At 64.8% G+C, this 12,827-nt stretch carries 13 protein-coding genes; 12 read left to right on the forward strand and 1 reads right to left on the reverse strand.

Annotated elements, in window-relative coordinates; genetic code table 11:
• Window positions 1-151 precede the first annotated feature (151 nt).
• The 3 genes from rimP to AC3D24_RS09940 are packed head-to-tail and all read left to right on the forward strand — an operon-like array spanning window position 152 to window position 2,759.
• On the forward strand, window positions 152-748 hold the full coding sequence (gene rimP / locus AC3D24_RS09930) for a ribosome maturation protein RimP (protein WP_056051561.1): 597 nt from the start codon (window positions 152-154) through the stop codon (window positions 746-748).
• Window positions 748-2,523: a transcription termination factor NusA gene (nusA, locus tag AC3D24_RS09935; RefSeq protein ID WP_489030248.1), complete on the forward strand. Its 1,776-nt coding sequence runs from the start codon at window positions 748-750 to the stop codon at window positions 2,521-2,523. The genes rimP and nusA overlap by 1 nt, the downstream gene beginning before the upstream one ends.
• Complete coding sequence (locus tag AC3D24_RS09940; RefSeq protein WP_489030249.1) at window positions 2,523-2,759, forward strand: tautomerase family protein; 237 nt, start codon at window positions 2,523-2,525, stop codon at window positions 2,757-2,759. Before nusA ends, AC3D24_RS09940 begins: the two co-directional genes overlap by 1 nt.
• 127 nt (window positions 2,760-2,886) lie before the next feature.
• Here the strand turns inward: AC3D24_RS09940 and AC3D24_RS09945 are convergent, their stop codons facing one another.
• On the reverse strand, window positions 2,887-3,195 hold the full coding sequence (locus tag AC3D24_RS09945; RefSeq protein ID WP_489030251.1) for a GIY-YIG nuclease family protein: 309 nt from the start codon (window positions 3,193-3,195) through the stop codon (window positions 2,887-2,889).
• 155 nt (window positions 3,196-3,350) lie between these two features.
• On the opposite strand from AC3D24_RS09945, the gene AC3D24_RS09950 reads away from it, so the two are divergent.
• The 9 genes from AC3D24_RS09950 (at window position 3,351) to pnp (ending at window position 12,754) form a co-directional block, all read left to right on the forward strand.
• Entirely contained in the window at window positions 3,351-4,097 is a 747-nt protein-coding gene (locus AC3D24_RS09950; RefSeq protein WP_489030252.1) for a DUF448 domain-containing protein, read from the forward strand.
• Entirely contained in the window at window positions 4,094-6,949 is a 2,856-nt protein-coding gene (gene infB, locus AC3D24_RS09955; protein ID WP_489030254.1) for a translation initiation factor IF-2, read from the forward strand. The genes AC3D24_RS09950 and infB overlap by 4 nt, the downstream gene beginning before the upstream one ends.
• Window positions 6,950-7,064: 115 nt before the next feature.
• Window positions 7,065-7,454, forward strand: coding sequence for a 30S ribosome-binding factor RbfA (gene rbfA, locus AC3D24_RS09960; RefSeq protein ID WP_107954753.1), 390 nt, complete (start codon window positions 7,065-7,067; stop codon window positions 7,452-7,454).
• A complete protein-coding gene (locus AC3D24_RS09965) occupies window positions 7,426-7,749 on the forward strand; it encodes an AbrB/MazE/SpoVT family DNA-binding domain-containing protein (protein ID WP_489030257.1) in 324 nt (107 codons plus the stop codon). Before rbfA ends, AC3D24_RS09965 begins: the two co-directional genes overlap by 29 nt.
• Window positions 7,750-7,754: 5 nt before the next feature.
• Window positions 7,755-8,147 carry a type II toxin-antitoxin system VapC family toxin gene (locus AC3D24_RS09970; protein WP_489030259.1) on the forward strand — a complete coding sequence of 131 codons (393 nt, stop codon included), beginning with the start codon at window positions 7,755-7,757 and terminating at the stop codon, window positions 8,145-8,147.
• Window positions 8,147-8,722, forward strand: coding sequence for a thymidine kinase (locus AC3D24_RS09975; protein WP_489030261.1), 576 nt, complete (start codon window positions 8,147-8,149; stop codon window positions 8,720-8,722). Before AC3D24_RS09970 ends, AC3D24_RS09975 begins: the two co-directional genes overlap by 1 nt.
• A 111-nt stretch (window positions 8,723-8,833) precedes the next feature.
• Entirely contained in the window at window positions 8,834-9,859 is a 1,026-nt protein-coding gene (gene truB, locus AC3D24_RS09980; RefSeq protein ID WP_489030262.1) for a tRNA pseudouridine(55) synthase TruB, read from the forward strand.
• 18 nt (window positions 9,860-9,877) lie between these two features.
• Window positions 9,878-10,147 (forward strand): 30S ribosomal protein S15, encoded by a 270-nt coding sequence (gene rpsO, locus AC3D24_RS09985; RefSeq protein WP_055881152.1) that lies wholly within the window; start codon window positions 9,878-9,880, stop codon window positions 10,145-10,147.
• 192 nt (window positions 10,148-10,339) lie between these two features.
• On the forward strand, window positions 10,340-12,754 hold the full coding sequence (gene pnp, locus AC3D24_RS09990; RefSeq protein ID WP_489030265.1) for a polyribonucleotide nucleotidyltransferase: 2,415 nt from the start codon (window positions 10,340-10,342) through the stop codon (window positions 12,752-12,754).
• Window positions 12,755-12,827 lie beyond the last annotated feature (73 nt).

The raw sequence follows: 12,827 nt of genomic DNA on the forward strand, positions 1-12,827 counted from the left end.
ACGCAGCGTACTAAACGAAGGTTGCTCCCGCTTGCGGACCAGCGCCACCCCGCGTATAGAGGCACCACTTCTCTACATCGCCAGATGAAGAGGCTGCGGGGCTTGCTCCGCGGCGGCAATCACCTGTGCTTTGGCCCTGTTTGGAATTTCGATGGCGAATATCGCCCTGCTGACCGACCTGATCGAACCCGAGGCGACCGCGCTCGGCCTCAGCCTCGTGCGCGTGCGCATGCAGGGCGGCAAGTCCGATCCGACGTTGCAGGTGATGGCCGAGCGCCCCGACACCCGCCAGCTGGTGATCGAGGATTGCGCCGAGCTGTCGCGCCGGATTTCGGACAAGTTCGATGCGCTCGAAGCCGAGGGCAAGGACCCGGTCGGCGAGGACGCGTACCGCCTCGAAGTGTCGAGCCCCGGTATCGATCGCCCACTGACCCGGTTGCAGGACTTTGCCGACTGGGAAGGCCAGGAGGCGCGCATCCGCCTCGTCGAGCCGTTCGAGGACCGCAAGCAGATCTCGGGCAATCTGATGGGCGTCGAGGGGACCAAGATCACCGTCGACGTCAACAAGCACAAGCTCATGACGATCGACTTTTCGCAGGTCGCCGACGCCAAGCTCGTCATGACCGACCGACTCATCGCCGCGACCGCGCCGCTTTCGATCGAAGGCGCGGACGAGGTTTTCTATCAAGATACGCCCACCGATGAGCCCGATGCTCACGAGGCCGACACCGAAGAAGGACAGCATTGATGGCCACGGCAGTCACCGCAAACCGCGCGGAACTGATCGCGATCGCGAATTCGGTCGCGTCGGAGAAGATGATCGACAAGGCGATCGTGATCGAGGCGATGGAGGACGCGATCCAGCGCGCCGCCCGCTCGCGCTACGGCGCCGAGAACGACATCCGCGCAAAGCTCGATCCGAACACCGGCGATCTGCGCTTGTGGCGCGTCGTCGAAGTGGTCGAGGCAGTCGACGATTATTTCAAGCAGGTCGACGTCAAGGGCGCGCAAAAGCTCCAGAAGGATGCGGCACTCGGCGACTTCATCGTCGATCCGCTGCCCCCGATCGAGTTCGGCCGCATCGCCGCGCAGGCCGCCAAGCAGGTCATCTTCCAGAAGGTCCGCGACGCCGAGCGCGAGCGCCAGTTCGAAGAGTATAAGGACCGCGCGGGCGAGATCATCACCGGCGTCGTCAAGCGCGTCGAGTTCGGCCATGTCGTCGTCGACCTGGGCCGCGCCGAGGGCGTGATCCGCCGCGACGCGCAGATCCCGCGCGAAGTGGTGCGCGTCAACGACCGCATCCGCTCGCTGATCCTCAACGTCCGCCGCGAGAACCGCGGGCCGCAGATCTTCCTGTCCCGCGCGCATCCCGACTTCATGAAGAAGCTGTTCGCGCAGGAAGTGCCCGAGATTTACGACGGCATCATCGAGATCAAGGCCGCGGCCCGCGATCCGGGTTCGCGCGCGAAGATCGGCGTCATCTCGCATGACTCCTCCATCGATCCGGTCGGCGCATGCGTCGGCATGAAGGGTAGCCGCGTTCAGGCCGTCGTGCAGGAAATGCAGGGCGAGAAGATCGATATCATCCCCTGGTCGCCCGACATCGCGACCTTCGTCGTCAACGCATTGCAGCCGGCTTCGGTGTCGCGCGTCGTGATCGACGAGGAAGAAGAGCGCATCGAGGTGGTCGTTCCCGACGACCAGCTTTCGCTGGCGATCGGCCGTCGTGGCCAGAACGTGCGGCTCGCGTCGCAGCTGACCGGCAAGGCGATCGACATCCTCACCGAGGCCGATGCGTCCGAGAAGCGCCAGAAGGACTTCGTCGAGCGCTCGGCGATGTTCGAGAAGGAGCTCGACGTTGACGAGACGCTGGCACAGCTGCTGGTCGCCGAAGGGTTCACGAACCTCGAAGAGGTCGCGTATGTCGAGGTCGAGGAGATCGCCGGCATCGAGGGCTTCGACGAGGACCTGGCTGGCGAGTTGCAAAACCGTGCGACCGAGGCTTTGGAGCGTCGCGACGCCGCGAGCCGCGAAGAGCGTACCGCGCTCGGCGTGGAGGACGCGCTGGCGGGCATGCCGTATCTGAACGAGGCGATGCTGGTGACGCTCGGCAAGGCGGGCATCAAGACGCTCGACGACCTCGCCGATCTCGCGACCGACGAACTGGTCGAGAAGAAGCGCGTCGAGCCGCGTCGTCGGAATGAAGACGCGCCGAAGCGTCCTGAGCCCAAGGGCGGGATTCTCGCCGAGTATGGCTTGAGCGACGAGCAGGGCAACGAGATCATCATGGCCGCTCGCGCGCACTGGTTCGAGGACGAGGCGCCTGAGGCCGAGGCTGATGACGTCGAGGCGGACGAGACTTCGGTGGAAGAGGCTTCGGCTGACGACGCCGTGGTCGAGGACGCTGCGACGGAAGAGACGACGGCCGACGAAGCCGTGGGTGAGGACGCTTCGGCTGAAGACGCCGCGGATGAAGACGCTGCGGACAAGACCGACACGAAGAGCGAGGGCGACAAGGCCTGATGCCCTTCGTCAGCATCCGCATCTCGGGGTCCGCCACCAAGGACCAGAAGTCCGGCATCGTCGCCGACGTCACCCAGTCGCTCGTGCAGCGGCTGGGAAAGAACCCGGCTGCGGTGCAGATCGTGATCGAAGAAGTCTCGACCGAGAATTACGGCGCGGGGGGTCAGCTCTTGGTCGACCGCGACGCTCCGAAGACTCCGGCGCAGGAGGACGCAAATGCGGAACCCTCCCGATGAGACGCTAGGACGTACCACCTCTTCTCCGTCACCCCGGGCTTGTTCCGGGGTCCACCGGTCGGCATTCTCTGCGGCCGGCGGGTTAGCGGAACCGTGGATGCCGGAACGAGTCCGGCATGACGACGTGTTAGGTCAGCGGTTCGAGGCCCAACGCTACGGCGAGATCGTCCCAATGGGGGTTGTCGCGCTCGATCAGGTTCATCTTCCAGTCGCGATGCCACTTCTTGATTCGCTTTTCGCTGGCGATCGCGGACTCCATCGTGTCGGCCATTTCGTACCAGACCAAGCGGATGATTCCGTGGCGTTTGGTAAAACCTTCGAAGGTGCCTTCACGATGTTGGAGGACTCGGCCGATCAGGTTGGACGTGACGCCAACGTAGAGCGTGCCGTTATAGCCGTTGCAGAGGATGTAGACGCAGGGCTGTCTGTTCCTCATGGCTTGGAGAGTGCGGCGCCGTGGACCCCGGAACAAGTCCGGGGTGACGAATATCTCCGTCGGCCTAACGCTCCCCGTCATGCCGGGCCCTTCGACTTCGCTCAGGAGAGCCTTGTTCCGGCATCCACCCATCCGCGTACCGAAGGGATCGCCGCATGACCGACGAACCCGTTCGCAAGTGCATTCTGTCGGGCGAGCGCGACGTTCGGCCGCACCTCGTGCGACTCGCGTTGTCGCCCGATGGCCAGATCCTTCCCGACGTACGCGCCAAGGCTCCCGGCCGCGGCGCGTGGATCGGCGTGACTCGGGTCGAGCTCGAAGCCGCGATCAAGAAGGGCAAGCTCAAGGGCGCTCTCTCCCGCGCGTTCAAGACCGGCGAGTTCAGCATCGATCCCGAGCTTCCCGCCAAGATCGAATCCGCACTGGAGCGTAACGCGCTCGACCGCCTCGGGCTCGAATCGCGCTCCGGTACGGTGCTGATCGGCTCCGATCGGATCGAGCAGAACGCGCGCCAGGGCAAGCTTAAGGCGCTGTATCACGCGTCCGACGCTGCCGAGGACGGCAACCGCAAGCTCGATCAGGCGTGGCGCATCGGCAACGATGTCGAGGGCTCGGGTTTGCGGGGGTTGGCACTCCCGGTATCGCGCACCATATTGGCGTTGGCGCTGGGGCGGGAAAATGTGGTACACATTGGCCTGACCGACCGCGCTGCAGCAAAGCGGGTGAGCGAAGCGCTCGACCGTTGGCTGCATTTTATCGGCCCCGAACCTTCTTCCGTGTCTTGCGAAACGGCCTCGCAGGGCGCATCGGCGTCACCACAAAATGGGGCGCCACCGATACAACAGGCGTCCGGATCGACCGGAACACGCCCGGCCGTGGACATGACTGAGGAATTTGAGTGAGCGACACGGACAACGAGAAGCCGAAACTTGGCATGCGCGCACCTTTGGGTGTGAAGCGCACGGTCGAGACCGGCCAGGTGAAGCAGAGCTTCAGCCACGGCCGATCGAATACGGTGATCGTGGAAACCAAGCGCGCGCGCGTCCTGCGCCGTCCGGGCGAGCCCGACGTGCAGGTCGCGGATGCCGCACCGGTTGCCGCGCCCGCCCCGGCGGCTGCCCCCGCAGCCCCGGCACCGCAGGCGCGCGCACCGCAGCCTGCGCCCGCCCCCGTGCGTCAGCAGCAGAGCAATCTGTCGCCGCAAGAGCGCCAGGCCAAGCTGCTCCGCGAGGCTGAAGAGCAGCGCATGAACACGCTGGAAGAAGGGCGTCGTCGCCAGGAAGCCGAGCGGGCCAAGGCGATCGAAGACGAGCGTAATCGCGTCGCCGATCGTGCGCGTGCCGAGGCGGAAGCCAAGGCGCCGAAGCCCGTCGAGGCCCCTGCGCCCGCACCGGCACCTGTGGTCGAAGCGGCTCCCGCTCCGGTCGCAGCACCAACGCCAGCGCCTGCGCCGGCTCCGGTCGAAGCTCCCGTTGCGGCGGCTCCTGCCCCGGCTCCGGTTGCCGCGGCACCTGCGCCTGCACCGAAGCCCGTTCCGGTAGCGGCTGCTCCTGCGCCGGCTCCCAAGCCTGCGCCGGCGCCCGTCGCGCCGCCGGCGCCGCCGCCCATCATCGAACTCACCCGCGATCCGGCGTTCCCGGCACCGCGCCGGTTCTCGCCGGTGGCGCGTCCCGAGCGTCCTCCTCCGCCGCCAAAGCCTGTCGCAGCACCCGCTGCCGCAGCGCCGACCACGGCTGCGAATGCCGGCACGACCGCGGCGCGCCCCGGCGCGACCGGCGTCAACGCTCCGGCTGGTGGCGTGCGTCGCGACGCCGTGCCAGCACGTCCGCAGCAGCGTGACCGCAAGGGTGACGATCGTCGCACCTCGGGCAAGCTCACCGTCAACCGCGCGCTCGGCGATGGTGATGGTGCACGCGCTCGCTCGCTCGCCGCACTGAAGCGTGCGCGCGAGAAGGAGCGTCGTGGTAGCGGCGGTCCGCGCGAGGCGCAGGCCAAGCAGATTCGCGACGTCGTCGTCCCAGAGGCGATCACGGTGCAGGAACTCGCCAACCGCATGGCCGAGAAGGGTGCCGACCTCGTCAAGGCGCTGTTCAAGATGGGCATGCCCGTCACGATGACGCAGACGATCGACCAGGATACCGCCGAGTTGCTCGTCACCGAGTTCGGCCACAACCTGACGCGCGTCAGCGATGTCGACCAGGATCTGGCCAACGACACGATCGACGATGCCGAGGAGACGCTGAAGCCGCGTGCCCCGGTCGTCACGATCATGGGTCACGTCGATCACGGCAAGACGTCGCTGCTCGATGCCCTGCGCGGTACCGACGTGGTGCGCGGCGAAGCGGGTGGCATCACCCAGCATATCGGCGCCTACCAGGTCACGCTGAAGGACAAGTCGAAGATCACCTTCCTCGACACGCCGGGCCATGAGGCGTTCACGCAGATGCGTGCGCGTGGCGCGGACGTCACCGACATCGTCATCCTGGTGGTGGCGGCGGACGACGGTCTCATGCCGCAGACGGTGGAGGCGATCGCCCACACCAAGGCGGCGGGCGTGCCGATGATCGTCGCGATCAACAAGATCGACAAGGAAGGCGCCAATGCCCAGAAGGTGCGCGAGCGCCTGCTGAGCGAGGAGATCGTGGTCGAGGACATGGGCGGCGACGTCCAGGACGTCGAAGTCTCCGCGACCAAGAAGATCGGCCTCGATGCGTTGATCGAGAAGATCCAGCTCCAGGCCGAACTGCTCGAACTGCGCGCCAATCCGGATCGCGCGGCCGAGGGTACGGTGATCGAGGCCAAGCTCGACAAGGGCCGTGGCCCGGTCGCGACGATCCTCGTCAACCGCGGTACGCTGCGGGTCGGCGACATCTTCGTGGTCGGCGGCGAGAGCGGCAAGGTCCGCGCGCTGGTCGACGACAAGGGCAAGCAGATCAAGGAAGCGGGTCCGGCGATGCCGGTCGAGGTCCTCGGTCTGTCGGGTGTCCCGCAGGCGGGTGATCCGTTCCAGGTCGTCGAGAACGAGGCACGGGCCCGCGAAGTCGCGGAATATCGTCGCAGCGTGAAGACCGACAAGCGGACCGCATCGGTTCCTGCCAGCCTCGAGAGCATGTTCTCGGCGCTGAAGGAAAAGCAGGCGATCGAATATCCGCTGGTCGTGAAGGCGGATACGCAGGGCACGGTCGAGGCGATCGTCGGGGCGATCAACAAGATCTCCACGGACCTGATCAAGGCACGCGTGCTAAGCTCGGGCGTCGGCGGCATCACCGAGTCGGACGTCACGTTGGCGGCCGCTTCGGGGGCGCCGATCATCGGCTTCAACGTTCGTCCGAACGCGAAGGCACGTGAAATCGCCGAGCGCCAGAAGGTTGCGTTCAAGTACTATGACGTGATCTACGATCTGATCGACGAGATCCGGGCGGGGATGGCAGGCGAGCTTGGGCCGGAAGCGTTCGAGACGGTCGTCGGTCGTGCCGATATCCGCGAGGTCTTCTCGGCGGGCAAGCACGGCAAGGCGGCAGGTCTGCTCGTCACCGAGGGCAACATCCGCAAGGCGCTCAAGGCGCGCATCACGCGCAACGACGTCATCATCTACCAGGGCGAGATCGCATCGCTGCGTCGCTTCAAGGATGATGTCGCCGAGGTCCGTGCGGGGCTGGAGTGCGGCGTGACGTTCACGTCGAACTTCGTCGACATCAAGGCCGGCGACGTCCTCGAGACGTTCGAAGTCGAGATGCGCGAACGCACTTTGTAACTACTAAAGCCCTCTCCCCTGCGGGGAGAGGGTTGGGTGAGGGGCTGTCCCAGGCGCTGGCGTATGCGGCACCCCTCACCCCCGCCCTCTCCCCGAGGGGGAGAGGGAGCTTAAGATGAAGACCGATACCCCAGAAGCAAAAGCCGTCCGCTCGCTGCGAGTCGGCGAACAGGCGCGCCACGCCTTGTCGGACATCCTCGCACGCGGCGACGTCCACGATCCGGTGCTTGAAAAGCACCTCGTGACGATCACCGAAGTCCGCATGTCCCCGGACCTCCGCCACGCGACCGTCTTCGTGAAACCGTTGCTCGGCAAGGACGAGGAAAAGGTGCTGAAGGCGCTCCGCACCAACACCGCCTACCTCCAGCGCGAAGTGGCGAACCGGGTGCAGATGCGGTATGCCGCGAAGCTCAAGTTTCTCGCGGACGAGAGCTTCGACGAGGGTACGCATATCGACCAGTTGTTGCGCGATCCGCATGTTGCGCGGGATTTGGCTGAAGATTGACGGTAAGCCAGGTAAGGCGCAAGTTCGAGCCATGGGTAACGAAGTCACCATTTCATCGAAGGGTCAGGTCGTCATCCCCAAGGACGTGCGGGATGCGTTGAACCTGAAGGCTGGTGCAAAGCTGATGCTGCGCCAAGTCGGACATCACATCGTCCTCGAAGCACCCGAGCCGCCACGCAAAACGATCAGCTACGAAGAATTCCGACGGCGCGTTCCTCGTTATGACGGTCCAACGATCGCCATCGAGGACATGACAATGGACATCGGCACGCTGTTTCGCGATTGGAAAGTCTAAGCGACGTGATTGCCGTCGACACGAATATCGTCGTGCGCCTGATCGTGGCGGACGACGATGCACAAGTTTCGCTCGCCCTCGACCTGGCGAATCGCGAGCTTCTCTACGTAGGGATGACCGTTCTACTTGAGACAGAATGGGTTCTGCGCTCCAAATATCGTTTTGATCGCGTCAGCCTTTGCTCAGCGCTTTTAGACTTCGCCGATTTGCCGTTCATTCGGTTCGAAGCCGATCAGGATATCCGCTGGGCTCTCGCCCGTTATGCGGAGGCGGGCGAACTGGCCGACTATATCCATATCGCAGCGGCGCGAGAGGTCGGACGGTTTGCCACGTTCGAACGCCGACTAAACCGCCGAGCCGGTGACGCCCCGCCTGCTCGCATTGAGACACTGAATTGATGGCCAAGCTGTATTTCTACTACGCGTCAATGAACGCGGGGAAGTCGACGAACCTGTTGCAGGCGGACTTCAATTACCATGAGCGGGGGATGCGGACGATGTTGTTCACGGCGGCGATCGACGATCGGTTCGCGGCGGGGACGATCACGTCGCGGATCGGGCTGGAGGCGCCGGCGATCGCGTTCGATGCGGGGACGGATATCGGGGCCTGCGTGGCGAGGCAGCACGGCGAGGACGCGATTTCCTGCGTGCTGGTGGACGAGGCGCAGTTCTTGACGTCCGCGCAGGTGGATCAGCTTGCGCATATCTGCGACGTGGTTGGGATCCCGGTGCTGGCATACGGGTTGCGGACCGATTTCCAGGGGGCGCTGTTTCCGGGGTCGGCGCGATTGCTGGCGCTGGCGGACTCGCTGGTGGAGATCAAGTCGGTTTGCGGGTGTGGGCGGAAAGCTACGATGAACCTGCGGGTCGATGGGAACGGGCGGGCGATCGCCGAGGGGCAGCAGACCGAGATTGGCGGGAACGACCGCTATGTCGCGCTGTGTCGGCGGCATTTTTGTGAGGCTTTGGGCTGAACCTTACGCCCCTGCCCGTTCGTGCTGAGCGAAGTCGAAGCACCTCTACCCCATGTCCTTCGACTTCGCTCAGGACGAACGGAGGGGGCCAATATTCTAGGACTTACGCGCATGCATGGCTGGATCATTCTCGACAAGCCGCTGGGACTTGGCTCGACGCAGGGCGTGTCGGCGGTGAAGCGTGCCTTGCGCAGCGGCGGGTATGGGAAGTTCAAGGTGGGGCATGGGGGGACGCTCGATCCGCTCGCTACCGGGGTTTTGCCGATCGCCGTCGGGGAGGCGACGAAGCTGGCCGGGCGGATGCTCGATAGCGACAAGATTTATGACTTTACGGTGATGTTCGGGGATCAGACGGATACGCTCGATGCTGAGGGGGTGAGCATCGCTACATCCGACGTGCGGCCGACTTTGGCGGCGGTGGAGGCGGTGCTGGCGCAGTTTACCGGGCCGATTTCTCAGGTGCCGCCGGCGTACTCCGCGCTGAAGGTGGATGGGGAGCGGGCTTATGATCTGGCGCGCGCCGGGCATGAGGTGGTGCTCGCGAGCCGCGACGTGACGATTCACTCGCTATCCTCCCCGGTACGGGGAGGGGGACCAGCGCAGCTGGTGGAGGGGGGCTTCCGCGAGCGTTCCGCGGGTGGCGAGTCCCCCTCCACCCCCGTCCAAGCGGACGGCGGTCCCCCTCCCCGTGCCGGGGAGGAATTGCAGGATGCGCCCCTACCCCACACTCCCCTTGAGGAGGTTACGCTCACCGCGCATGTCTCGAAGGGCACCTACATCCGCAGCCTCGCCCGCGACATCGCGCTCGCGCTCGGCACCGTCGGCCACGTCACGATGCTGCGCCGGACCAAGGCCGGTCCGTTCGACCTCACATCCGCGATATCGCTGGACAAACTGGACGAACTCGCTAGAGGCAACGCGCTTGAAGATGTACTTCTGCCCTTGAGGGTGGCGCTGGACGACATCCCGGCTCTCTCCCTCACCCCCGACCAGGCAGGGGCGCTCCGACAGGGGCGTATCTTGGCCGGGATCGCCGCAGACGATGGCCAATACTTTGCCGAACTGGACGCTGTCCCGGTCGCGCTGGTCGAGGTCGAGGACGGAGACGTCCGGGTCGTTCGCGGTTTCAATCTGTGATGTCGAGGACATGAATTCATGACGATTACCGCTGAACGCAAGACCGAGCTCGTCAAGGAGCATTCGCGCGCCGAGGGTGACACCGGTTCGCCGGAAGTCCAGGTCGCGATCCTGACCGAGCGCATCAAGAACCTGACCGAGCATTTCAAGGGCCACAAGAAGGACAACCACTCGCGTCGTGGTCTTCTCATGATGGTCAACAAGCGCCGGACGCTGCTGGATTATCTCCGTCACAAGGACGGCCAGCGCTATCTGGATCTGATCGCGAAGCTCGGTCTCCGCAAGTAACCTAGACGGCTCCCCTCGGGGGGCCGTTTTCGTATATAGGGTTTTGATTCCGCGCATTTCGCGCGGAGGCAAACGCCAGAGCGCAATTCGGCGCAATGGCAAGGAGCGACAACTCGCTCCACACCGCCGCGGGCCGGCTAAGCCCGCACATAGGCCCCAAACGCATCTGGCGTTTGGAGTGAAGGAAAAAGAATGTTCGATACCAAGACCGTAAGCGCCCAGTGGGGCGGCAAGACGCTGACGCTCGAGACCGGTCGCGTTGCGCGCCAGGCCAATGGCGCAGTGCTCGCCACCCTCGGCGAGACCGTCGTTCTGTGCGCCGTGACGGCAGCACGGACCGTCAAGGAAGGGCAGGATTTCTTCCCGCTCACCGTCCATTACCAGGAGAAGTTCTCCGCGAGCGGCCGCATCCCCGGTGGCTTCTTCAAGCGTGAGCGCGGCGCGACCGAAAAGGAGACGCTGACCAGCCGTCTCATCGATCGCCCGATCCGCCCCCTCTTCCCAGAGGGTTTCTACAACGAGATCAACGTCATCTGCCAGGTTCTGTCGTATGACGGCGAGAACGAGCCGGACGTCCTCGCGATGGTCGCGGCCTCCGCAGCGCTGACGATCTCGGGCGTGCCGTTCATGGGCCCGATCGGCGCAGCGCGCGTCGGTTACGTCGATGGCGCGTACATCCTCAACCCGACGCTGGAAGAAGCCAAGGCTGGCGATCTCGACCTCGTCGTCGCCGCTACCGGCCAGGCCGTGATGATGGTCGAATCGGAAGCCAAGGAGCTTTCGGAAGAGATCATGCTCGGCGCCGTGCAGTTCGCCCACAAGGCCTGCCGCGAAGCCGCCAACCTGATCATCGATCTGGCCGAGAAGGCTGCCAAGGATCCTTGGGAAATGGCCGAGCAGGCTGATCTCTCGACCGCCAAGGACAAGCTGAAGAAGCTGATCGGCAAGGACATCGCGGCCGCCTACAAGGTGACCGACAAGCCCAAGCGTTCGGACCTGCTGAACGCCGCGCGTGCGAAGGGCAAGACGGCGTTCGCCGATGCCTCGCCGCAGGACCAGATGGCAGCCGGCAAGCTGATGAAGAAGCTGGAGGCGGAGATCGTCCGCGGCGCCATCCTCAAGGACGGCACCCGCATCGACGGCCGCACCACCACGCAGATCCGTCCGATCGAGGCGATGGTGCACTTCCTCCCGCGTACGCATGGCTCGGCCCTGTTCACGCGTGGCGAAACGCAGTCGATCTGCACCACCACGCTCGGTACGCGTGACGCAGAGCAGATGATCGACGGTCTGAACGGCCTGTCGTACGAAAACTTCATGCTGCACTACAACTTCCCTCCCTATTCGGTCGGTGAAGTCGGTCGCTTCGGGGCGCCGGGTCGTCGCGAAGTCGGTCACGGCAAGCTCGCATGGCGCGCGCTGCACCCGGTGCTGCCGACCAAGGAAGAGTTCCCGTACACGATCCGCGTTCTCAGCGACATCACCGAGAGCAACGGCTCGTCGTCGATGGCGACGGTCTGCGGCGGTTCGCTGAGCATGATGGATGCGGGCGTTCCGCTGAAGCGTCCGGTGTCGGGCATCGCGATGGGCCTGATCCTCGAAGGCAAGAACTTCGCAGTTCTCAGCGACATCCTCGGCGACGAGGATCATCTCGGCGACATGGACTTCAAGGTTGCGGGCACGTCCGAGGGCATCACCACGATGCAGATGGACATCAAGATCGCCGGCATCACCGAAGAGATCATGGGCAAGGCTCTGGCGCAGGCCAAGGAAGGCCGTGCGCACATCCTGGGCGAGATGGCCAAGGCACTCGACCACACCCGTGAGGAACTCAGCGCCCACGCACCGCGCATCGAGAGCTTCCAGATCGACAAGTCGAAGATCCGTGAAGTCATCGGCACCGGCGGCAAGGTGATCCGCGAGATCGTCGCGCAGACCGGCGCCAAGGTCGACATCGACGACGAGGGCGTGATCAAGGTGTCGTCGTCCGACCCCGCGCAGATCGAAGCCGCGATCAAGTGGATCAAGGGCCTCGTCGAGGAAGCCGAAGTCGGCAAGGTCTATGACGGCAAGGTCGTCAACCTGGTCGATTTCGGGGCGTTCGTGAACTTCATGGGTGGCAAGGACGGTCTCGTCCACGTGTCCGAGATCAAGAACGAGCGCGTCGAGAAGGTGTCTGACGCGCTGACCGAAGGCCAGGAGGTCAAGGTCAAGGTTCTCGAGATCGATCCGCGCGGCAAGGTTCGCCTTTCCATGCGCGTCGTCGACCAGACGACCGGCGAAGAGCTGGAGGACACGCGTCCTGCACGTGAGCCCCGTGAGGGTGGCGACCGTGGTCCGCGCGGTCCGCGTCGTGATGGCGATGGCGGTCGTGATGCAGGCGGTAACGGCGGTGGTCGTGGTCCGCGCGGCGAAGGCGGCGGCGGTGACCGTGGTTCGCGTGGCCCGCGTCGTGACGGCGATGGCGGCCGTGACGCAGGCGGCAACGGCAGTGGCCGCGGTCCGCGTCGTGACGGCGGCGGCGAGCGTGCTCCGCGCGCCGAGCGTTCGGAAGGCGACAAGGCTCCCGAGTTCGCTCCGGCGTTCCTGACGGGCGATCGCGACTAAGTCTTTGCGGCCTAACGGCAATCGGAGAAGGGGCTCGGGAAACCGGGCCCCTTTTCTCATGCGAAGAACGCTC

The sequence above is a fragment of the Sphingomonas sp. SL1004 genome, assembly GCF_057815015.1.